The sequence below is a fragment of the Peribacillus sp. FSL P2-0133 genome (assembly GCF_037975445.1).
Lineage (GTDB): Bacteria > Bacillota > Bacilli > Bacillales > DSM-1321 > Peribacillus > Peribacillus simplex_E.
This window is the reverse complement of sequence record NZ_CP150254.1, coordinates 3,097,211-3,120,285: the sequence shown is the minus strand read 5'-3', so window position 1 is coordinate 3,120,285 and position 23,075 is coordinate 3,097,211. Positions and strand designations below refer to the sequence as shown.

The window sequence follows — 23,075 nt, the reverse complement described above, 5'->3', positions numbered from 1 at the left end:
GGGGATTATTATATGAGTAAAAGTACGAATGTCACTTGGCATGAAACGTCATTGACCAAGGAGCTCCGCCGGAAGCAAAACGGGCATGAAAGCACAGTTCTATGGTTTACAGGGCTCTCGGGATCCGGAAAATCAACGATTGCTAACGCGGTCGCTAAAGAGTTATATAATCGGAATATTCGAAGTTATGTTTTGGATGGTGATAATATCCGCCACGGTTTAAACAAAGATTTAGGTTTTTCTGAAGAGGATCGAACCGAGAATATTAGGCGGATCGGTGAGGTTTCTAAGTTATTCGTGGATAGTGGGCAGTTCGTATTGACCGCCTTCATATCCCCATTCAGGGCAGATCGGCAGATTGTACGTGATTTACTCGAAGAAGGGGAGTTTATTGAAGTATACATAAAGTGTCCGATCGAAGAGTGCGAAGTGCGTGATCCAAAAGGTCTTTATGACAAGGCGCGTAAAGGAATCATTAAAGATTTTACCGGAATCGACTCTCCTTACGAAGAACCAGAACAACCGGAAATCATTTTAGAATCCGACCAATATAGCATTGAAGAGTGCGTTGAACAGGTAATCGGCTATTTGACAGCAAAGAAAGCGATCTAATCAAGGAGGAAATGTAATGGTTTACGAGAAATTTTGGTCGGAAAATCCACTAATCGCTAAAAATAAAACGGAAATCTGGAAATTGGAAAAAGACGGATTGAAGATATTCGATGATATTCCACATTACGCTGCAAATGGTTTTGATTCCATCCCTAAAGAGAATTGGGATATGTTCAAGTGGGCAGGTCTATACCTGCAACGGCCAAAAGAAGCTGGTTACTGGATGATGCGTGTCGTTATTCCCGGAGGTATCCTGACTTATGATCAACAGATAACTCTAGCTAACATCGCTAAAGATTATGGGAGGGATGTATATGATATTACAACCCGTCAAGCCATTCAATTCCACTGGTTGACCATCGAACAAGTCCCGGATATCTTAAACCGTTTGGAAAAGGTTGGACTGACTACGGCCGGTGCATGTGGTGATATCACACGTAATATCATCGGTAATGCATTGGCAGGCATCGATCCTGACGAACTTTTTGATACACGCGAAGTACTTTATGATGTATTTGAGTATTTCCGCCTTAACGAAGACTATTCGAACCTTCCTAGGAAATATAAAATGTCCATTAGTGCTAATATCCATAATGCTTCAAATGCTGAAATCAACTGTGTTTCATTCAATCCAGCCACTAAAGTAATTGATGGAGTAACGGAAGTTGGTTTTCACGTGAAAGTAGGCGGTGGGCTATCCTCCGTTCCGATGCTGGCAGAAGAACTTGACTTATTCATTTTACCTGAAAAAACAGTCGAAGTAGCGGCCGCCATCACGACGATATTCCGTGACTTTGGGTACCGTGAAAAACGTCATCGCTCGCGTTTGAAATTCCTTGTCGCTGATTGGGGTCCTGAACAATTCAAGGAAAAATTGCTGGAGTACACCGGTCCGCTTCCTGAAAAGGGTGAAAGTGCGGTGAAGGGATGGAATGCAGGCTATTTCTACGGCATCCATAAACAAAAGCAAGATGGTCTGAATTATGTTGGAGTCAATATACCAGTTGGTCGTCTAAATCCAGACGAAGTGATTGAGTTTGCCGAACTTGCGAAGAGATATGGAAATGGTGAAATCCGAAACTGTAATTCTCAAAATCTAATCATTCCAAATGTGCCGGATGCAAAACTTGAGGAATTAAAACAGGAATCCATCTTTGAAAGATTTCCATATCAACCAAAAAAATTCATTGGTTATTCCGTTTCTTGTACAGGCATCGAGTATTGTAACCTGGCACTCGTTGAAACAAAAAAACGAATGAGGACCATATCTGAATCATTGGACAAGGAAATAGATCTCGATGTACCTGTAAGGATGCATATGGTCGGTTGTCCGAATAATTGCGGTCAAAGAGCCATCGCTGAAATAGGGCTTCAAGGCATAAAAATGAAAAACCAGGACAAAAAGATGGTCGAAGCTTTTGAGATATACGTCGGAGGAACGCTGAATGAAGGCGGTAAGTTCAATGAAAAACTTAAAGGAAAAGTGGAAGCTGAACAGCTCTATCATGTTCTGAAAGAACTGATCCTATTTTTCAAAGAAACAAAACTTCTATCAGAAACCTTTCTTGATTTTGTGGAAAGGGTAGGGATATCGCAGTTACAAAGTAAGCTTGATGATATATTAACGGAAGTGGCCGTTTAATAGGGGAAGGTAAGCAATCCATGAATCTATACCGTTTCGAAGTCACTATCAAGGAAAAACCAATCCATGTCATCATTGTTGCCGATTCGGATGAAAAGGCGTTTGAACTTGTTGATATCGAGCTGGAAAAACATTTTTTGAAAATGCCTGAAGTGGATGACATCTCATTATATGAAAAAAAGAAAATTAAAAATGGAGCAGGTTTCGTTTTATCGGAATTCGAAACGATTCTCTAAGGGAAGGCAGGTTGCATAAATGGGGAAAGTATATCTAGTAGGAGCCGGTCCCGGAGATCCAGATTTAATTACATTAAAAGGATTAAAATGCATTCAAGAAGCTGATGTCATTTTATATGATCGACTTGTCAATAAAGAACTTTTGAATCATGCAAAAGACGGTGTAGAGCTGATTAATTGCGGTAAACTGCCGGATTATCATTTATTGCAGCAGGATACCATCAATCGGTTCCTGGTCAAATATGCAAAAAAGGGAAAAATAGTCACCCGTTTGAAAGGCGGCGATCCATTCGTCTTTGGGAGAGGCGGGGAGGAAGCGGAAGCCCTTGCCAAAAGTGGCGTGAGCTTTGAAATCGTTCCAGGAATTACGGCTGGTATCGCCGCTACAGCTTATGCGGGAATTCCAGTTACACATAGGGACCATGCTTCATCTTTTGCAATTATTACCGGTCATCGGAAAAAGGATGAAGAGGACAATATCAAGTGGGAATCCCTTGCAAAAGGAATCGATACATTAGCCATTTACATGGGTGTTAAAAACCTGCCATATATTCAAGGAAAACTTTTGGAGCATGGAAAAAGTCCAGAGACTCCTGTAGCCCTTATTCATTGGGGGACATTAAAAACGCAAAAAACAGCTGTCAGTACTTTGGCTAATGTAGTGGAAACGGCCAATAACGAACAGATTGCGAATCCTTGTATGATAGTCGTGGGCGATGTCGTTAATTTACGAGAAAAAATCAAATGGTTTGAAGGAAAACAAACCGAAAATTTGTTGGCGAATGAGGCATTTTAATGGAAGCCATTTTATATATTTGCCATGGCAGCCGTGTTAAAGAAGCTTCAGCCCAAGCCATTGATTTTATTAAAGTTTGTATGCAAGCACAGCCAAATTCCATTCAGGAGTATTGCTTCTTGGAATTGGAAACTCCTACGATTGAAGAGGCGTACGAACGATGTGTACAAAAAGGTGCGACGAGAATCATTGCCATTCCAGTTCTATTGCTAACAGCTGTACATGCAAAACATGATATTCCAGTCATATTGAACAAAATGAAAGAACGGTACCCAGCCATTGACTTGAAATACGGAAGGCCAATTGGTGTCAGTGATAAAATGGTTGACATTTTAGTGGAACGGTTGGAGGAAACAAATGTAAGGGTTACGGAGGATTCCTTAGTTTTATTGGTTGGAAGGGGCAGCAGTGATCCCGACGTGAAAAGGGATTTGTCTCGATTGGCCGATTTGCTAAGGAACAGGTTTCCAAAAATCCGTGTGCAAGAGTGTTATTTGACAGCTGCTACACCAAGCTTTGGAGAAGCATTGGAATTCGCAGAGGAATCTCGACCAAACTTAGTATTTATCATTCCTTACCTATTGTTTACCGGTCTCTTAATGCAGTCCATCGAAAATGGAATAAAAAAGATTCAAAAAAAGGGTAAGCAGAAATTCATACTTTGCCGATATCTAGGTTATCACCCAAAGATTGAACAAGCCATATCGGAACGAATTCATGAAGTGAGTGGGGGGGGAGCTTATGTATCCAATTACGCTTAATATTGAGAACAGAAAGTGTATCATCATCGGCGGTGGTAAAATAGGTTACTTTAAAGCGGGCCCATTATTGGAAGCTGGTGCTGAAGTGACCGTCGTAAGCCCCGAGATTTGCACAGGTTTTCAACTGTTGGAGAAAGAAGGTAAAATTCAAGTTTTACTTAAAGAAGTGGAAGAAACTGACTATAAAGATGCGTTTTTAATCATCGTTGCAACAAATTCGACTGAAGTTAATGAACGAGTGTACGAGAATGCATCCAAAAGTCAGTTGGTGAACGTAATCAGTAATCATGAGCTGGGTAATTTTCATATACCGGCGACATTGAATAGAGGCATGCTTTCCATAAGTGTTTCTACCAATGGAGCAAGCCCAACACTCGCAAAAAAAATTCGGAATGATCTAGGTAAAGTATATGATGAATCATATGAAGAATATCTTGAATTCCTTTTTGAAGCAAGGATGATTATAAAAAATGGTTCATTTTCAAAAGAGGAAAAATCTAAGTTACTGAAAGATTCAATAGAGGATATTTATAAATATTCCCTGAAAGAAAGATATCGTTTTTTAGCTAGGCTTTTACCAGTAGAAACCGAAGAAAATATATCATTGGGCTGATCAGAAAAACTGAAGGCACCTAACCAACATGTCATTTCATTTTGGTTAGGTGCCTCTTTGTGTCTTAATGGAAATCTAAATGATTTTTAAAGGCAAACGGTTCCATCGGGTGATGTTATATAGGTTCTATTTTAATGAAAAAAGGGGAATGTCATGAAAAAGTTAATCGTTTTGGCCTTTATCGGGTTTTTAGCCCAATTAATCGATGGTTCGCTTGGAATGGGGTATGGAGTGAGTTCCACGTCCTTATTGCTGACATTCGGGATCGCCCCTGCAGTAGCATCAGCATCCGTTCATTTATCGGAAGTAGTGACCACAGCAGTATCCGGAGCTTCACATATAAAGTTTGGGAACGTGGATAAAAATATGGTCTATCGCTTGATCATTCCAGGTTCAGTTGGTGCATTTGTAGGTGCATGTTTCCTGAGCAACCTGCCAGCCGAATTAGCTAAACCGTATATTGCCATATTTTTATTTGGCCTAGGTGTATACGTTTTATTCCGCTTTTTATTTATTTTTAAACCGTCGAAGGAAAATGAAATCGTAAAGCCATTGACCGCAAAACAATCCATTCCGTTAGGCCTTTTTGCAGGCTTTTGTGATGCAACAGGAGGAGGCGGTTGGGGACCGATTGCAACGCCCGTTTTATTGTCAAAAAAAGGCATGACGGCGAGAAAAGCCGTAGGGACTGTAGATACGAGTGAATTTGCCATTGCTTTCTTCGGAAGTCTTGGTTTTATCATTTCGCTCGGATGGGAAGCTGTCAATTGGCTTTGGGTCGTAGCGTTGATAATTGGTGGAGTGGTTGCCGCACCAATTGCAGCCTGGCTCGTCAGGATGCTTCCTGCTCAATTAATGGGTGTTTTAGTGGGTGGTTTCATTATCTTAATCAATGTAAGAACATTATTAGCTACATGGATTCCGGTTGAAGCCCATATATATATCTATACAGGCATCGTGATTATATGGCTTTCTGGAATTCTTCTTACCATCAATAAGATGTCCAATGCGAGAAAACATGATCATATCGAACAACGGCAGAATGTTTCCTGATTCCCGAGCTTGAAAGAAGCGAATATACACAAAAGCATATTCAGAAACGCAACTTAAAAACTCGTAGGTACATAAATACCTACGAGTAAAGTCATTTGCCAAATTGGATTCCCCCTTTAAAGTTGTTGCTGTTTTAATAAAGGTTCTTGATCCTATTTAATAGTTTCATTTATTTTCTGGCCCCATTTTTTTAACTGTCTTTATTATCGTGAGATTTAAGCCCCCAGTCTATTCTCCTAACAAAGAATCAATTGTATCCCCATTAATAAATTCAGCCATCGTGAGTGTTTTGAATAATTATAGAACAGCAGCAGAACCATTAATTTATGGCCTGCTTTAAGTTCAAATGATTGAATTGTACTTTCATATAATATAATAAGCGGTATTATATTTTTTTTACTATCGAATTTAAATCCCTGCCTTTTTGAACACCGGCACTTGGTTGATGGAGGCTTATTCACCGTCCAAAATATCAGAGATTTCCACAAGAAATAACGGGTCTTTCGCATGCCATTGCTTCCAAAGTAACCCTCCCCGTAGCACTTTCACTTTCTCTAGGTTCCCCAGTGAAATGAATGAACTCTTTCTTACATGAAAATTGGATGCTAACAGCTACATGCTTTAATGTCCATTAGCTGGCTGCCGTTTCCGACGGTGATTACATGAAGATTGAGATATCTTTTAATTTTGAATCCCTGCAAGCTTTGATTAAAGGCATGCAGGTTTTTGCTTTATGCCGGGTTGTCCTGGTAAGTATAGATTTTGGCATTCAGAGGATATTCATTTTTCTTAATAATTCCATTGAAGGGGAATGGGGAGAGATCGGTTATCAATTCCATTGCATTTAAGAAATATTCTTTGATATTTTTGTATATGTTTTTTTACCGGTTCACTAACTGCAACCGCGGCATTTGTAAACTGTAAAAAACCTTTTATAAATAATTTCTGGAAGTGTGTCCCGTGAAGAGTTATGAACGGCATTTTTTAGGAGCAATAGGTTTTTTAATATTCAATTTGTCATGTTTTCACCCATATTATTTAGCTATCATCGTTCATTCTTTTCAAAACGTTTTAAGTTTTTGAATAAAAGTTGTGAAAATGACGGAAAAGGTAGTTAAATATATTTCAGTTTTGTACAATGATTAAATAGCAAATTTTAAAAGGAGTTTTAATATGGAAGGCATCTCTGATCATTTAAAAGAAAATTTGGATATTTTGTTCGTAGGTTTCAACCCAAGCATTCGTTCAGGCGAGACTGGCCATCATTATGCGAATCCAAACAATCGCTTTTGGAAAATCCTCTTCGAGTCCGGGTTGACACCAAGGAAATATGAACCAACTGAAGACTCGTCTTTATTGGATTTAGGTTATGGTTTTACCAATATTGTTTCCAGGCCTACAAAGGGTGCGGACGAAATCACTAAAGAAGAGTACATAAAAGGAAGGAAGCAATTAAAAAGGAAAATAGAAAAGTATAAACCTAAACTCGTCTGTTTTGTAGGCAAGGGTGTCTATCAGGAATATCGTCAATTACGAAAAATCTCTTGGGGTCTGCAAGAAGAGCCTTCATTGAATGAGACCATTGAATTCGTTGCCCCTTCTTCCAGCGGTTTAGTTAGAATGCCGATAGAAGAGATCATCGAAATATATAGTGAGTTGCCAATTCTGCTTGGCAAGCTGAAAAGTAATTGAAGGAACTAATTAAAACAAGGGTGGAATTATATGAGTCAGGATAGTGCTGAATGGAAAAGCGGTGGATTTTCCGAGGTCAATGATGGGGAAGGCTTTTGGCAAGGAGTAAGAGATTGCATTCCGACATTATTGGGATACCTAAGTATCGGTTTTGCTGCAGGGGTCGTCGAAAAAACGTCAGGATTAAGTATGATTGAAGTGGCACTTATGTCGCTTTTACTCTATGCAGGGTCTGGTCAATTCATAGCTGCGGGGATGATAGCTGCAAGTCATCCAGTATCGGCCATAATTTTCACGATTTTTTTTGTTAACAGCCGTCATCTATTACTTAGTGCTGCATTGGCTCCATATTTCAGGCAGCAAAGTTTGAAACAAAACCTGGTAACCGGAGCTTTATTAACTGATGAAACGTTTGGAGTGGCCGTCACAACGGCACAGAAGAGGAAACAACTTGATTTTCAATGGATGTTAGGCCTGAATCTTGCAGCCTATTTAAATTGGTTCATTGCAAATATGGCCGGCGGTTTCTTTGGCCAATGGATTCCAAATCCCGAAAAATATGGGATGGACTTCGCCCTGCCAGCGATGTTTATCGGCCTTTTAGTTTTGCAAATATTAAGTAAAAAGGACTTTTTTATTGATATTGCAGTCGCTTTTAGCAGCATATTAATCGTTGTTGCAGTAAGTTTCTTCTTTCCTGGCAGTACTGGCGTCATAGTGGCAACTGTTGTTGCTTCAACGATAGGGATGGTGATTGGCAGGTGGAAATAAGCGGATATATCCTTGCTGTCATTGTAGGGATTTCGATTGTAACTTTCATACCTAGAGTCGTTCCTTTGATACTGCTTAGTAAAATGGAGATTCCAAAGTGGGGCATCGATTGGCTAAAGCATGTCCCAGTGGCAGTACTGGCGGCGTTGTTGGCTCAAGAACTTCTATTATCGGAACAGGTCTTTTCAATTAAGGATAATGCGTTGAATTTGGTCGCAGCTTTACCAGCTTTCCTGGTTGCCATTTTTACGAGAAGTCTATTGGGTACGGTTATGATTGGCGTGCTTTCCTTGATGATATTACGATTTTTCTTTTAATAAATACTAAACATTTAAATGATAGGCCGATATAACCAGTAATGGATTGCCATTACTGGGTTTTTATTTTCCAAAGAACATATGTCATGACCGGTAGCTTTTTGAGTTGGTTTCAGTTAGGCAAATGACGCTTTTTAATGAACATTGGAAGCTTGATTATCAAAAAGGGCAGTGATTACATAAACTAAGGTGAATGTACTTCTGAAAAATTGTGTTGGTTAGCTGAATTGAAAGCGCTTCTAATTGAAAATGAAACAACAAACGTTTAGAAAATGAGAGTCTGTCAACAATGGGAATAAGCAAATTATTATGGAGGTGCTTAATTAATGAATGTAAATGGTGCACTAGAGGTTATTGATCGCATGCGGCTTCCTAATGGCGCATATACTGCAAGCGTTTCCGATGATTATAATTTTGTCTGGATAAGGGATGTCGTTTATACAGTATTGCCTTTTTTAAATGATCCATCCAATCGTTACGAGAAAGCATATCATGCTTTATTCGACTTATTTCAATCCTATGAGTGGAAGATAGATATTCATACGGAACAGAAACCCCAGTTTCTATTTGAACATATCCATGCAAGGTATTCCACTGAGCTTAAAGAACTGCCCGATGAGTGGGGCCATGCCCAAAATGATGCGATAGGTGCCTTTTTATGGGGTGTTGGTGAAGGATATAGGCAGGGTAAAAAGGTGATGAGAAATCAACGTGATTTACAAATTGTTCAAAAGTTGGTCAATTACTTGGAATGCCTGCAATATTGGCAGTCGGAAGATAACGGGATGTGGGAAGAAAATATAGAAATCCACGCTTCAAGCATAGGTGCATGTGTTGCTGGTTTGAATTCAGTAAAAATGCTGGTCAACGTCAAGGAAGAACTGATTAAAAAGGGAGAAGAAACTCTACGTTTCTTGCTTCCAAGGGAAAGTTATTCAAAAGAGACGGATTTAGCACTTTTATCCTTAATTTATCCGTATCGGTTGGTAGACCGTGAAATAGCACTTAAAATATTGAAAAATGTCACAGAGCGCCTTGAAAGAACAAATGGTTGTATAAGATATGAAAAGGACCTTTATTATAATGACGGTCAAGAAGCGGAATGGTGTTTCGGGCTTCCGTGGTTGGGCTTATGCTACCTTGAACTTGGAATGATGAACAAAGTTAAGGAATATATAGATAAAACGAAAATGATCATACCGGAAAACTGGGAAGTACCCGAATTATATATAGGAGGCAGTAATATTCCAAACAAGAATACTCCTTTGGCATGGTCAGTCTCATTATCCTATTTATTTTTGACGAAGACTTCCGTGAATCGAACTGAACAAATAACATGAAGCATTCATACATGATACCTTAAAGCTCTTTCCAAAAAATAGGGGGAGCTTTTATTGGTATAATGATTTTTTTACAAAAAATGTCTATTTTCTTTAAAAAAATGTTTTAATTTACAAAAAAACGGCTATTTATAACAATAACTTCACCTCCATTTGAAGGATTAATATCATTTTCATCGAATATATATAATAACTGGGGAAGGATGGGTAAAATACTATCGAGTTAATACTGATGGAGGGGTTTTATTGAGTACAATTATTGACCAGCTGCAAGAGATTTATCCAAGCGAATTTGATTTGTATTTGTTTCATGAAGGCACCCTTTATGAAAGCTATAAAATGCTTGGGGCACACATTGTAACATCATTAGGTAAAGAAGGAGTACGCTTCGCCGTTTGGGCCCCCCATGCCAAGCAAGTTTCAGTAGTCGGTAATTTTAATAATTGGGACGGAAAAGATCATGCGATGAAACGGATCGAGCGATCAGGTATCTGGGTGTTGTTCGTACCAGGACTACAAGAAGGGGAACTCTATAAATACGAAATACATACACCTGGAAATAAACGAATCCTAAAAGCCGATCCATATGCTTTTTATTCGGAAGTCAGACCAAATACAGCCTCGGTCATTAAAAGGCTGGATAATTTTGAATGGCAAGATTCGAAGTGGATAGCCGATAGGAAAAAGGAAAATATTTATCATAAACCCATGTCCATTTATGAAGTGCACCCAGGAACATGGAAACAGAAAGAAGATGGCGAATTTTATTCGTACCGTGAATTGGCTGATAGATTGATTGATTATGTGATTGATAATAGTTTTACACATATTGAAATCATGGCCATAATGGAACACCCATTTGATAAATCGTGGGGATACCAGGTCACGGGCTATTATTCTGTAACCAGTCGTTACGGCTTACCTGAAGATTTTAAATATTTAATAAACCTTTGCCACCAAAAGGGCATTGGTGTAATTCTTGACTGGGTTCCCGCCCATTTTTGTAAAGACGCGCATGGACTTTCCCGTTTCGATGGTACGCCTCTCTATGAACCAATTGATCATACTAGAGCAGATCGCCCGTTATGGGGGACATACAACTTTGATTTTACCAAACCAGAAGTAATCAGTTTCCTCATATCAAATGTAATGTTTTGGATGGATGAATACCATATTGATGGGATCCGTGTCGATGCGGTATCGTCAATGGTTTACTTAAATCATGATAATCCATTGCCGGTCAAGCTGAAAAACCAGTTTGGCGGAGAGGAAAACCTGGAAGCCATACAATTTTTGCAAAAACTTAACGAAGTGGTTTTCAAGAAATATCCCAGTGCATTAATGATGGCTGAAGAAGCAACAGACCGGCCACTTATAACTTCTCCTACCGATATAGGCGGCCTAGGCTTTAATTACAAATGGAATATGGGATGGACTAACGATATCCTTCGTTATATGAAACTTGAAACGGGGGAAAGGCCAAATCATCATAGTCTCTTAACTTTTTCATTTTTCTATGCTTTTTCAGAAAATTTCGTCTTGCCCTTTTCACATGATGAAGTGGTTCATGGCAAGAAGTCTTTATTGAATAAGATGCCAGGCGACTATTGGCAGAAATTCGCTAATTTACGGTTACTCTTTGGGTATTTCATGACTCATCCAGGAAAGAAGCTTCTATTTATGGGCGGTGAATTTGGCCAGTTCATAGAATGGAAAGATGAGGAACAATTGGATTGGCTTCTTTTGGAATATGAATCTCACGAAAATCTGGCCTATTACTTCCGTACCCTTCAGGATTTTTATAGGCAATCATCCTCCCTTTGGAGACTGGATCATGTCCAGGAGGGATTTGAGTGGATAGATCCGAACAATAGTAAACAGAGTATCATTACCTTTATGAGAAAAGGCAAACGCAAAGGCGATTATTGCATTGTTGTCTGTAATTTTTCTGCGCAGGCTCATGCTCAATATCAAATAGGCGTACCATCCCAGGGTAAATATATAGAGGTTTTCAGCAGTGATTCAGCAGCTTTCGGAGGATCTGGTCAGATCAATGAAGAACCCATTAATGTCAAAAAGGAACCATACCATAATCAACCATTCAGCATGGAAATAACAGTACCTCCATTAGGCATTTCTATTTTTATGAAGCAAACAAAAAAAAGACGGGGGAGAGTGAACGAATAATGGGAGCGAAAAAATGGATAGCAATGTTATTGGCAGGAGGCCAGGGTTCAAGGTTAGGTGAATTGACAATCGGTTTGGCAAAACCAGCTGTTCCCTTTGGCGGTAAATATAGAATCATCGATTTTCCATTAAGTAACTGCACTCATTCTGGTATTGATACGGTTGGGGTACTGACCCAATACCAGCCATTGATTCTAAATGATTATGTTGGTAATGGCAAAGCTTGGGACCTTGATCTGGATGTTGGCGGAGTTTCCGTACTTCCCCCTTATCAAGGGAAAGAAGGCGGTGAATGGTATAAAGGGACGGCAAACGCTGTTTATCAAAATATCCAATATATTGATAACTATGATCCGGAACATGTACTGATTCTCTCCGGTGACCATATTTATAAGATGGATTACAGTAAGATGCTGGATTATCACATCGAAAAAAATGCAGAGGCAACCATAGCTGTCATTCAAGTGCCGTGGCAGGAAGCAAGTCGTTTCGGGATCATGAATACCAATGATGATGATAAAATCACTCAATTCGATGAAAAACCAAAGTATCCAAAGAGTAATCTCGCTTCAATGGGAGTTTACCTTTTCAAGTGGAAAACCCTAAGAAAGTATTTAATAAATGATGAAAAGGATGAAAATTCTTCCAATGATTTCGGCAGCAACATCATTCCAAAGATGCTTGAAGACCGAAAAAAGCTATATGCCTATCGTTTTAATGATTATTGGAAAGATGTCGGAACGGTCGAAAGCCTTTGGCAGGCACATATGGACTTATTGGAAGATACGCCAAATTTCCAGTTGGATGATCAGCAATGGAAAATTTTTGCCCGCAATGCAAATCATCCGCCGCAATATATATCACCGGATGCCGAGGTCAGTCAGTCGCTTATCAATGAAGGGTGCATGATACATGGGAAAATTGAACATTCGGTTTTATCCTATAATGTTCAGGTTGGCTATGGGTCAACCATAAAAGATTCAGTCATCATGCCTAATGTCACGATTGGTGAAAACGTTCATATAGAAAGAAGCATCATAGCCAGCAATTGTGTTATAGAAGATGGAGCCATAGTTGGCAATTCAGCGATTACATCCGATATTACCTTAATTGGTGAAAATCAGACCATTATCAATCCAAACAAAAAAAAGATCACTCACTCTTAACTAGAAAAAGGGGAAGATGCTATGGAAAATGTGTTGGGTATTATTAACTTAATCAATGAAAGACAACATTTAAAAGATCTGACTGCTCACCGAAATGTAGCATCTGTGCCATTTGGTGGACGCTACCGATTGATTGACTTTACGATGTCGAATCTCATTAATGCAGATGTATCAAAAGTAGCCGTTTTTCCAAAAGAAAAGTATCTTTCTGTTATGGATCATCTTGGCTCAGGTAAAGAATGGAACTTGGCTCGGCGTTCAGGAGGCTTATACATCTTGCCCCCTATCCATCCGGATGAAACTGTAACAGGTGATATGAAACAATTTTATGATCATCTTAAATTTTTCGAACGTGCAGAGGCAGATACTGTAATCATTTCCCCTGGAAGCCATGTATGCAAATTGGATTTTAATGAAGTGCTTGATTATCACAAAAAACAAAAAGCGGATATCACGGTCGTATATAAGGATTATGTAGGGGAATTGATTGAAAAACCAATCTATCACACTTGCTCGGTAAATACGGATGAAGACATTACTGACATTAGCTTTTATACCATCCCTAGACCAGGTGACCATGTTTGTCTAGAAACCTTCATCATAAGTAAAACTCTATTGGTGAACTTGATCAAAAGCTGTGTTGCCAGTGGGGAATATGACTTTTTGAAAGACGCTGTGAAAGCAAATCTTCATCGCTTTACAGTTAAAGGCTATAATTTTACTGGAGATATGCCATTCATCCATTCCATTGAAAGCTTTCATTCCAGTAATATGAATTTCCTGAACCCTTCGGTAATCCGTTCTTTCTTCGGGGATACTTGGGATGTTTATACAAAAATCAAACATGAGGCACCGACCAAATATTCAAGTTCTTCGAAGGTTACCAATTCATTGATAGCCAACGGTTGTGATATTGAAGGGACTGTCGAAAACAGTATACTATTCCGTGGGGTAAAGGTGAAAAAGGGTGCGATTATAAAAAATAGCATCATCATGCAAAAAGGCGTGATTGAAGAAGGAGCCATCGTTGAAAATGTCATAACTGATAAAGAAGTGAGAATTACTAGTGAAAAATCAGTTATTGGATTAAAACAGCCTACTGTAATAAAAAAAGCGGAAGTAATTTAATAGAGGAGGTGCGGCAATGAATGTTGTATTTGCTGCTTCAGAATGCGCCCCCTTTATAAAAACGGGAGGGCTCGGAGACGTTATAGGCGCGCTCCCGAAAGCGCTGAAAAAACAGGGAGTCCATGTAAGTGTCATCCTTCCTAAATATGGGGATCTTCCTAACCAAATCAAACAGGAATTGGAACATATGACGAGTATTGAAGTTCCTGTTGGTTGGCGCCAGCAATTCTGTGGCATCGAAAAACTTGTTGCTAATGGAATTACATATTATTTTCTGGATAATGAATATTATTTCAAAAGACATGGTAGTTATGGTTTCTTTGATGATGGCGAAAGGTTCGCCTTCTTTTCCCGTGCAATTTTAGAGGCTTTACCCTATTTAGAAGAAAAGCCGGATGTCATACACTGTCATGATTGGCAAACGGGCCTTGTCAGTGTTTTGCTGAAAGCTCACTATAGTAACCATCCATTCTATCAGGATATTAAAACGATATTTACTATACATAATTTACGCTATCAAGGAGTTTATCCTAAAGCTGTTTTAGCTGAATTACTCGATTTGAGTGAGTTATATTTTAATATCGATGGTCTTGAATTTCATGGAAATGTAAGTTATTTGAAAGGCGGCCTAGCTTTTTCTAACATTGTCACAACTGTAAGCCCAAGTTATGCGGACGAAATTCAAAGTCCTTATTTCGGGGAAAATCTGGATGGGTTTTTACGCAAGAGAAATGGTGACCTTAAAGGGATTATCAACGGAATCGATTATGAGGAATATAATCCGGCGGCAGATGAATATCTTGCTGTTCCATTCGATTCCTATGAGGGTAAGATGGAGAATAAGCGTCAGCTACAGGAATCGCTGGATCTTCCTGTAAATGATGGGGTCCCGGTTATATCCATGGTAACCAGGCTTGTTGATCAAAAAGGAATTGATCTTATTCTCCATGTTTTTCATGAAATGATGAAGCAAGGAGTTCAATTCATTCTTTTAGGTACGGGTGATGAGCAATATGAATCGGCATTCTGCCATTTAGCTGACCAATATCCAAATCAGGTTTCAGTCAATACATATTTTGATGAGGGTTTAGCAAGACGGATATATGCAGGTTCTGATTTATTCCTGATGCCGTCACAATTCGAACCATGTGGTATCGGCCAGCTTTTGGCGTTGCGTTATGGTACTCTGCCTTTAGTGAGGGAAACTGGCGGACTTCGGGATACGGTCATACCGTATAATCAATTTACTGGTGAAGGCAATGGCTTTAGTTTTACGAATTATAATGCACACGATATGCTTCATACAATTGAGCAATCTGTTGGTCTGTACAAATTCCAGTCGAAAAGATGGAGGAAAATGGCCGAAAGTGCAATGAAGTTAGACTTCAGTTGGACATCATCTTCCTTAAAGTATATTGAGCTGTATGAAAGTTTGATTCCTGTCATGAAGTGATAATTGGATAGGTAATACACAAAGCACTTGCGAATATTTTTTTCGTAAGTGTTTTGTTTCTTTTACCATCAAATATGGGTATATGTATAGATATATATATAATATTGCTGTGTAGGAGAATGAAAAGATGAAAAGAAGAAGAATGGAATTTGTATTTTTATTTATTTTAATTGCTTCAGTCTATATGATCCTATTCACTCAAGTTAGCTTCGACGTGAGGCTATTTTTTATTGGATTATATATTTTAGTCATGTTTATTACCATATTTTCACTCATGCTTGAAAATAGATTTGCCCACGAGACCCTTTTGTGGATGTATGTGCTTTTGTTTTTCCCGGTATTTGGATATGTATTTTATCTATTCTCAGGTCAGCTCTATTTAAAGGGGTATTTATTTCGAACTAAAAGGAAAAAAGATCGTGAAGAATGGAAGAGTCTTGTCACACAGGTATCATCTCCAGATTTATCGTTCTTGAATAATCATCAGCAATCATTTGCAGCTTTTGCCAAAAATGCTTCTGAGACCATCATTAGTACATCATCGCAAACGGAAGTATTGAAAAATGGTAATGAAACGTTTACAGAAATCATAAAACAGTTAAAAAAAGCTGAGAAATTCATCCATATTGAATATTATATCTTTCGTTCCGACAGGCTTGGTACTGAAATTATAGATATACTTATTGAAAAAGCAAAAAATGGTGTGGAAGTTTTATTCATTTTTGATGCGGCCGGAAGTTTAAGCCTTTCAAATAATGAAGTTAAACGAATGAAAAATGCCGGGATAAAAGCATATCCATTTTCGCCACTGAAACACGGATTTTTTAATCAAAAGTTTAATTTTAGGAATCACCGTAAAATCATCATCATAGATGGGGAAGTTGGCTTTGTTGGAGGTTTAAACGTAGGAGAGGAATATTTGGGCCGAAATAAAAACATTGGCTTTTGGAGAGATACACATATGGTACTTAAAGGTGAAGCGGTATTTATGCTTCATACTGTTTTCCTTTTGGATTGGGAATATGTCAGCGGGGAAGAAGTATTGCAAGATCGTCCAGAATTCAAGAATAAAGTGGAACAAGGGGATGGAGCCGTTCAGGTGGTAGCAAGCGGACCTGATACACAACAGGGAATCATGAGTGATTATTACTATTCACTTATCACAAACGCGACTGAATCAATCTGGATTGCAAGTCCATACTTCGTACCTAATCAAGCGATTAAAGCAGCCATTAAACATGCCGCAATTAAGGGGATACAAGTCAGGCTTATGGTTCCGGCAGTAAATGATGGGTTTTTAACCCAATATGGGAGTCGCTCCTATTTCGGGGAGCTGCTACAATTCGGTGTAGAGGTATACTTGTATAAAAAGGGTTTTCTACATCAGAAACTTATTATCGTTGATGGTGATATGGCTTCCATAGGAACGGCAAATATGGATATGAGAAGTTTTCATCTGAATTTTGAAGTCAATGTCTTTCTTATGGGCAGCCGCTCCATTGCAGATCTCATCATTCATTACAAAGAGGATATGGGGGATAGTGAAAAACTAGATTCTATCGTTTATAACAAGCGTGGTTTACTGGAACGTTCAAAAGAATCATTTGCCAGATTGTTTTCGAATGTACTCTAATGGGAAAAAAAGCAGATAAATAGTATAGTTGAAATGTAAAGAAATTAATTGGCCATAAGGAGAATTAAAGAAAATATGAAATTGGTTTCCTGGAATGTGAATGGAATAAGGGCTTGTGTAAAAAAAGGATTTTTAGATTACTTTAAAGATGTGGATGCAGATATTTTTTGCCTTCAAGAAACTAAGCTACAAGAAGGGCAGATTTCACTTGAGTTGGAAGGGTACCATCAATATTGGAATTATGCATTGAAAAAAGGATATTCCGGTACAGCCATTTTCACGAAGGAAAAACCGCTTTCCGTGAAATATGGGGTAGGGGAGCTGAACGAGGAGCCGGAAGGCAGGATCATAACACTGGAATTCGAGAAATTTTATATGGTGAATGTTTATACACCCAATGCAAAAAGGGATTTATCCAGGCTGAACTACCGTCTCGAATGGGAAGATGGGATGATAAATTATCTTAAGGAACTGGACTTGGTGAAGCCGGTTATCTTTTGTGGGGACCTTAATGTCGCGCATTCTGAGCTTGATTTAAAAAACCCAAAAACCAATATTGGGAATTCCGGTTTCACTAATGAAGAGCGTGGAAAGATGACTGATTTACTTGATGCAGGATTTATCGATACTTTTCGCTATTTTTATCCGGACCGGGAAGGTGCCTATAGTTGGTGGTCATATATGGCTAAAGTGAGAGAGCGGAATATCGGGTGGAGAATCGATTATTTCATTGTTTCAAAACGTTTGGCAGATTCCTTATTAGAGGCTAACATTCACTGCGATGTCATGGGCAGCGATCATTGCCCTGTTGTCTTGGAAGCAAATCTCTAAATTGAATAAATCCGGTTAAATGGGAATACTATGGTTATCCATATTCAACAGGAGGTTAGATTATGAACACATTTATCGTGGGCTTTCATAAGGAAGATAATGTAGACAGCATGCAAGTGCAAAAATTGACGTCGGCTGAGTTTGAAAAATCAACATCACGCGGTTTTCGCAGATTATTTGAACTGGATACAAATATCGGGTATTTCGTTTTTTTTGATGCTGAAGATGATGAGGGTGATTTATCCCATCTAGTTTTACAGTATGAAGAAGATAGTCAGGATCCAAGTGATTGTTACTCCTTTACTAAAAATGATTTTTATGAGTTCATGGCACTTTATTTACAAGGGATGGATGAAGTGGAAGTGGAGAATGAAGAAGATGATGACAATGAAGAGTATGGACCAATACACCATCTTGCCCATTTGATGTTTCATATTGTTGAAGAAGGAAAATCCGTAAAGCCATAATGGACGAGTAATGAGATGAAGGGTACTTGTGAGCTTTGTGACAGTGATGAGATAGAACTGACCATCCATCATTTAACACCTAGAGAATTAGGCGGCAGCCATTTACCCCATTGCCTATCTCTGTAAATCTTGTCACAAACAGATTCACGCCCTGTATTCAAACCGAGAGCTGGCCATCCAGCTGAATACCGTGCTATTGCTGAAAGATGATGAAGAATAAAAAAATACTTAAAGTGGATTAAAAAACAACCGATAACGGCAGTGAAGATCAGAAAACCAAAAACGAAATAATGCAAAAGCCCATCTTGAAAGATGGGCTTTTGCATTTCATTCAGCTTGCTTTATTTTTCAACCGGTCCAATAAAAATCCACCTTTAAAATAACGTGGTTCATATGAAATGATGAAAGCCTTAGGTTCAAACTTTTCAACGGTTGCTATCAATTCTTGTTCCCGATTCCGTTTTGTCAAAATTTCCATACGATAACGGTTGCTATCCCTGCCCTCGCCCGTATAAAGAGTTACACCAAATCCGTTGTTCCTCAGTGTGTCTACCAAATGTTCATTTTTGGTTTGAGTATTAACGGTTACATTAATAAAACCGATGGCAAGTTTTTGCTCAATTTTCGTACCAAAAATTATTCCGATTCCAAAACCGACTGCATATACAACCATGGCGAGTATGCTTTGGTCACCGCCAAATACTAGGGATAAACCAAAAACGTATATTAACATTTCTGCTATACCAAGTATCGAGGCAAGTATGGTAATATTTTTTACTAAGAAAATGGTTCGCAACGTGTAAATCGGAACATAAATAAGTTGTAATAGTAGAATCAGAAGTATTTCTTTCACTTGAGCACCTCACCAACATCTTCCAGTTTAATTAGACGTTTCAACTTGGGGATTGTTCATTCCATAAGTAACATCTTCCATAATCTAACCACAATATAATAGTGGAATTCAATGGGGAATATTATGTATTTTTTGTGTCATTTCCATCGACACAGAATTAAAATCCCATAAGATTTTTCAATATTCTTTTTTTGAATAATTTGGTATCATTATCCTTATTAATTTATATGGGGGAATGATGATGTTTAATTATGATGGTCGGATATTCAAAGCTAAAGTCAATTCTGAAAATGGAGAAGTGTCAGGAAATACTTCCTTCCACTATTCACAAGAAGGCTCAATTCTTTCAGCAAGTTATCAGGGCGGAGAGATTGTTAAAGGGACTTTAATAGGGCTTGTCAATCTGGATGGAACTCTGGAATTCAGGTATAATCATATCAATGAAAAAGGGGAAATTAGAGGAGGCTGCTGTCTTTCCACCCCTGAAATGTTGCCGGATGGAAGGATACGTTTGCATGAAAAATGGAAATGGTCAGATCTTGAACAGACTGAAGGACATTCCATCATTGAAGAAGTGAAGAAATAACAATTTACTTAGAGGGGTTTGAGGACAATTACTACTATTTGTTTAGTGCGGCATGGTCAAACAGATTGGAATGCACTAGGGAAACTGCAGGGGCAGACTGATATTCCTTTAAATGAACTCGGAAAGATACAGGCACGGCAATGTGGTGAATTTTTGTCAAAAGATGATTGGGATGTAATTATTTCAAGCCCTTTAAAAAGGGCAAGGGAAACGGCAGATATCATTTCGCATTATATTGAAGTCCCTGTTATTGAAAAAATGGAATTCATTGAAAAGAATTTTGGCGTCGCTGAAGGAATGACAGCAGCTGAAAGGGAGTCAGCATTCGTGAATAAAGAATATCCTGGTCAAGAAAATCAGAAATCTTTACGAAACAGGCTGATGAATGGACTCCAGGAAATTCAGAAGGAGTATCCTGAGAGGAAAGTCATACTTGTTGCACATGGAGCGGTCATTCATTTTATTTTACGCTTGATGTCAAACGAGTCAATCGTATCCAACGAAATGCGATTGTTCAATGCATGTTTGAGTACGATTAGATTTGAAGTCGACTCTTGGATAATTAATGATTTCAATCAAGTAAATCATTTATCTTAGTCCTATTAAGCTTGGTTATAGTTAAAAAGGATATGGTTGATAGTTAGGTGCTAATTATAGAAAGAAGGGAATCATGACTAATAAGACGGCATTGATTTTAGGAGCTACAGGTTTGGTCGGCACCCAGTTGGTTAAAGAGCTAAGCAACAGCAAAATCTATAGTGAGATCCATTTACTGACAAGAAGCGAAATGAAAATCACTGATGCCAAGTGCATAGGCCATGTGGTGGATTTCGATAATTTATCCAAGTACGCCGATTTGTTCAAAGTCAGCGATGTTTTCATTTGTTTGGGTACTACGATCAAAAAGGCTAAATCGAAGGAAGCTTTTCGTAAAGTGGATTATGACTATGTTATCGAAGCAGCTAAAATGGCAAAGACGGCCAATGTTGAAAAATTACTCGTCATAACGGCAATGGGAGCGAATTCCAAATCAAAGTTTTTCTACAGTCGTGTTAAGGGCGATGTAGAAGGAACACTACAACACTTGGAAGTGAATACTGTACATATATTCCGCCCTTCCTTACTTCTTGGAGAACGCAAGGAATTCAGGGCAGGTGAAAAGATTTCTGGGCTGATAAGTACTTTTGCTAAATATTTCTTTGTGGGCCCTATACGCCCATATCGTGCAATAGAAGCAAACAAAGTAGCTGCTGCAATGTACGCTGCGGGTCAAACGACGGCAAAAGGATATCATTTTTATAATTCTGATGAAATAGAGAAACTTGCACAAAGAGAAATTATTAATCAGTGAAACGAGCCTCCAATAGGCTCGTTTTTTTATTTATTAGCAAATTTTAATCCCTGCTTATAAGGAAAAAGGAACGGATGAACATTTTCTGCTGAAAAAGGAGTGGAGTGTAATAGAGGTGGAGGACCAGAGGAACTTGGTAAAGCAAGGACAATAGAGACCTGAATAGTCAATCTATAGAAATCCGTGATACTAATCTTCCGGATGAAACTTGATTGTAACAAGGATTTCCACTACAATTTGTAGTGGGAGGTGTTAAAGGATGAATATTAAAAATTTTAAATATGATGAAGTTGGACTGAATCGTTTCTTTGGTCCATTGGAAGCTAATATCATGGAATATTTATGGGATAAAGATGAACAGAGCATTAAATCGGTTCAGCAATCATTGGAACTTGACAAACCTATCAATTTCAACACAGTAATGACCGTCATGAATCGTTTAGTAGAAAAAGGCATTCTTGAAAAGAGGTCTGAAGGGAGACTTTCATTATTTCGCCCGGTGCAGTCCAAAGCGGAGTTTTTAGAAGAGCAGTCAAAGAAATTGACTGAGAATTTGCTGGATGAATTTGGTGGGGCGGTCATAAGCCATATGCTGGATGCCATGAAAGACGCTGACCAAGATTTAATTGAAAAATTGGAACAAAAAATCCAATCGTTAAAAAAGGATAAATTATAATGTGGAAGAGAAAGTCTTATTTTGTTATAAGTCTGAGCCTTTTAATTGCATGTGTAGTATGGTGCCAAATGGGAGCGTTTTTAGTACATATCTTTTTTGGTGTGAATATTAAAGCCAACTTTTTTAAATTTTGTTTTAGTTTATTCAAGGAAGATTCAGTATACTACTTTGTGGTTGTCACCCTGCTCAGTATAATAATATCCTATAGTATATTGAGCACATTATTCAAAATTGCTGAGCAATACTTCTTATCCAGAAGATTTAAACAAAAGCTTTTTCTTTCAAAAAACGTTGATATGACAAGGTCCATAAATGAAACATTCAAACGGGTCAACAATGATATCTTAGTTGTGAACGCTGAACATCCTCTTGCGTTTACGCTTGGTTTCAGGCGGCCTTTCATTGTGTTCAGTACTGGCTTAATTCGATTATTGGACTTTGATGAACTAGAAGCGGTAGTGGAGCATGAAGCCTTTCACCAAAAAAAATATGATCCGCTGGTAATCTTTATTTTACAGTTGATCTCAGATGGGTTATGGTTTGTCCCACTGACAAAATGGTGTCATAAAAATTACAAAATAATAAGTGAATTATCAGCCGACGAGAATGCGATTAAAAAAATGGGGACTGAATTAGGCATAAGTGCCGCTTTATTGAAGTTAATTAAACATGGTTGCACTGATAAATCCTCTCCTGTCCTTGTCCACTTCTCCAATGAATCAGTTAACTATAGACTTCAGCAATTAATTGATCCCCATAAATCAATTCCTTTGAAGGCTGAAACTATCACGATTTTCGTTTCAATTTATGTTTTGGTTTTACTTCTGGGAATGACTATAGTGATTGTCGGATGACTTTCACTTGATTTTTTTACCACTTTGCACTACACTTTGTAGTGTAAAATAAAAAAA

The 23,075-nt window shown here is 38.4% G+C and carries 24 protein-coding genes and 1 pseudogene; 24 read left to right on the top strand and 1 reads right to left on the bottom strand.

Annotated features, from left to right (window positions below; all coding sequences use genetic code 11):
• Window positions 1-12 precede the first annotated feature (12 nt).
• The 19 genes and pseudogenes from cysC to MKY17_RS14795 all read left to right on the top strand — a co-directional run bounded on the left by cysC (window position 13) and on the right by MKY17_RS14795 (window position 18,989).
• Window positions 13-612, top strand: coding sequence for an adenylyl-sulfate kinase (gene cysC, locus MKY17_RS14885; RefSeq protein ID WP_061463380.1), 600 nt, complete (start codon window positions 13-15; stop codon window positions 610-612).
• A 16-nt stretch (window positions 613-628) separates the two neighbouring features.
• Window positions 629-2,254 carry a ferredoxin--nitrite reductase gene (locus MKY17_RS14880; RefSeq protein ID WP_098369550.1) on the top strand — a complete coding sequence of 542 codons (1,626 nt, stop codon included), beginning with the start codon at window positions 629-631 and terminating at the stop codon, window positions 2,252-2,254.
• 20 nt (window positions 2,255-2,274) lie between these two features.
• A complete protein-coding gene (locus tag MKY17_RS14875; RefSeq protein ID WP_076369513.1) occupies window positions 2,275-2,490 on the top strand; it encodes a DUF3906 family protein in 216 nt (71 codons plus the stop codon).
• 19 nt (window positions 2,491-2,509) lie between these two features.
• Entirely contained in the window at window positions 2,510-3,286 is a 777-nt protein-coding gene (cobA, locus tag MKY17_RS14870) for a uroporphyrinogen-III C-methyltransferase (protein ID WP_098369551.1), read from the top strand.
• A complete protein-coding gene (locus tag MKY17_RS14865) occupies window positions 3,286-4,047 on the top strand; it encodes a sirohydrochlorin chelatase (protein WP_098369552.1) in 762 nt (253 codons plus the stop codon). Before cobA ends, MKY17_RS14865 begins: the two co-directional genes overlap by 1 nt.
• Window positions 4,028-4,660, top strand: a complete 633-nt coding sequence (locus MKY17_RS14860; RefSeq protein ID WP_098369553.1) for an NAD(P)-binding protein — start codon at window positions 4,028-4,030, stop codon at window positions 4,658-4,660. Before MKY17_RS14865 ends, MKY17_RS14860 begins: the two co-directional genes overlap by 20 nt.
• 153 nt (window positions 4,661-4,813) lie before the next feature.
• Window positions 4,814-5,713 (top strand): sulfite exporter TauE/SafE family protein, encoded by a 900-nt coding sequence (locus MKY17_RS14855; protein ID WP_098369554.1) that lies wholly within the window; start codon window positions 4,814-4,816, stop codon window positions 5,711-5,713.
• A 1,173-nt stretch (window positions 5,714-6,886) separates the two neighbouring features.
• A complete protein-coding gene (locus MKY17_RS14850) occupies window positions 6,887-7,405 on the top strand; it encodes a mismatch-specific DNA-glycosylase (protein WP_339200144.1) in 519 nt (172 codons plus the stop codon).
• A 30-nt stretch (window positions 7,406-7,435) separates the two neighbouring features.
• On the top strand, window positions 7,436-8,176 hold the full coding sequence (locus MKY17_RS14845) for an AzlC family ABC transporter permease (protein WP_339200143.1): 741 nt from the start codon (window positions 7,436-7,438) through the stop codon (window positions 8,174-8,176).
• The gene (locus MKY17_RS14840) at window positions 8,167-8,493 is read left to right on the top strand and encodes an AzlD domain-containing protein (protein ID WP_339200142.1); all 327 of its coding nucleotides are present in this window, start codon (window positions 8,167-8,169) and stop codon (window positions 8,491-8,493) included. Before MKY17_RS14845 ends, MKY17_RS14840 begins: the two co-directional genes overlap by 10 nt.
• Window positions 8,494-8,819: 326 nt before the next feature.
• A complete protein-coding gene (locus MKY17_RS14835; protein WP_339200141.1) occupies window positions 8,820-9,833 on the top strand; it encodes a glycoside hydrolase family 15 protein in 1,014 nt (337 codons plus the stop codon).
• 246 nt (window positions 9,834-10,079) lie between these two features.
• Window positions 10,080-12,020: a 1,4-alpha-glucan branching protein GlgB gene (gene glgB, locus MKY17_RS14830; protein ID WP_339200140.1), complete on the top strand. Its 1,941-nt coding sequence runs from the start codon at window positions 10,080-10,082 to the stop codon at window positions 12,018-12,020.
• On the top strand, window positions 12,020-13,186 hold the full coding sequence (locus tag MKY17_RS14825; RefSeq protein WP_098369561.1) for a glucose-1-phosphate adenylyltransferase: 1,167 nt from the start codon (window positions 12,020-12,022) through the stop codon (window positions 13,184-13,186). The genes glgB and MKY17_RS14825 overlap by 1 nt, the downstream gene beginning before the upstream one ends.
• A gap of 21 nt (window positions 13,187-13,207) precedes the next feature.
• Window positions 13,208-14,314 (top strand): glucose-1-phosphate adenylyltransferase subunit GlgD, encoded by a 1,107-nt coding sequence (gene glgD / locus MKY17_RS14820; RefSeq protein WP_141994416.1) that lies wholly within the window; start codon window positions 13,208-13,210, stop codon window positions 14,312-14,314.
• A 16-nt stretch (window positions 14,315-14,330) separates the two neighbouring features.
• Window positions 14,331-15,767, top strand: a complete 1,437-nt coding sequence (glgA, locus tag MKY17_RS14815) for a glycogen synthase GlgA (protein ID WP_339200139.1) — start codon at window positions 14,331-14,333, stop codon at window positions 15,765-15,767.
• Window positions 15,768-15,894: 127 nt separating this feature from the next.
• Complete coding sequence (cls, locus tag MKY17_RS14810) at window positions 15,895-17,400, top strand: cardiolipin synthase (RefSeq protein ID WP_098369564.1); 1,506 nt, start codon at window positions 15,895-15,897, stop codon at window positions 17,398-17,400.
• 75 nt (window positions 17,401-17,475) lie between these two features.
• Window positions 17,476-18,231 carry an exodeoxyribonuclease III gene (locus MKY17_RS14805; protein ID WP_098369565.1) on the top strand — a complete coding sequence of 252 codons (756 nt, stop codon included), beginning with the start codon at window positions 17,476-17,478 and terminating at the stop codon, window positions 18,229-18,231.
• Between the two features lie 62 nt (window positions 18,232-18,293).
• Window positions 18,294-18,698 carry a cytosolic protein gene (locus tag MKY17_RS14800; RefSeq protein WP_098369566.1) on the top strand — a complete coding sequence of 135 codons (405 nt, stop codon included), beginning with the start codon at window positions 18,294-18,296 and terminating at the stop codon, window positions 18,696-18,698.
• Window positions 18,699-18,713: 15 nt separating this feature from the next.
• Window positions 18,714-18,989 (top strand): annotated as a pseudogene (locus MKY17_RS14795) (HNH endonuclease).
• Between the two features lie 40 nt (window positions 18,990-19,029).
• Here the strand turns inward: MKY17_RS14795 and MKY17_RS14790 are convergent.
• Complete coding sequence (locus MKY17_RS14790; protein WP_034306915.1) at window positions 19,030-19,551, bottom strand: DUF2179 domain-containing protein; 522 nt, start codon at window positions 19,549-19,551, stop codon at window positions 19,030-19,032.
• Window positions 19,552-19,792: 241 nt separating this feature from the next.
• Here MKY17_RS14790 and MKY17_RS14785 point away from each other — a divergent pair, with 241 nt between their 5' ends.
• From MKY17_RS14785 to MKY17_RS14765, 5 genes are all read left to right on the top strand, one after another.
• Window positions 19,793-20,137 carry a n-acetylglutamate synthase gene (locus MKY17_RS14785; protein WP_339200138.1) on the top strand — a complete coding sequence of 115 codons (345 nt, stop codon included), beginning with the start codon at window positions 19,793-19,795 and terminating at the stop codon, window positions 20,135-20,137.
• A gap of 27 nt (window positions 20,138-20,164) precedes the next feature.
• Window positions 20,165-20,734, top strand: coding sequence for a histidine phosphatase family protein (locus MKY17_RS14780; protein ID WP_098369645.1), 570 nt, complete (start codon window positions 20,165-20,167; stop codon window positions 20,732-20,734).
• A 73-nt stretch (window positions 20,735-20,807) separates the two neighbouring features.
• The gene (locus MKY17_RS14775) at window positions 20,808-21,488 is read left to right on the top strand and encodes an NAD(P)H-binding protein (RefSeq protein ID WP_286178791.1); all 681 of its coding nucleotides are present in this window, start codon (window positions 20,808-20,810) and stop codon (window positions 21,486-21,488) included.
• 259 nt (window positions 21,489-21,747) lie between these two features.
• A complete protein-coding gene (locus tag MKY17_RS14770) occupies window positions 21,748-22,164 on the top strand; it encodes a BlaI/MecI/CopY family transcriptional regulator (protein ID WP_339200137.1) in 417 nt (138 codons plus the stop codon).
• Window positions 22,164-23,018 carry a M56 family metallopeptidase gene (locus MKY17_RS14765; protein WP_339200136.1) on the top strand — a complete coding sequence of 285 codons (855 nt, stop codon included), beginning with the start codon at window positions 22,164-22,166 and terminating at the stop codon, window positions 23,016-23,018. Before MKY17_RS14770 ends, MKY17_RS14765 begins: the two co-directional genes overlap by 1 nt.
• Window positions 23,019-23,075 lie beyond the last annotated feature (57 nt).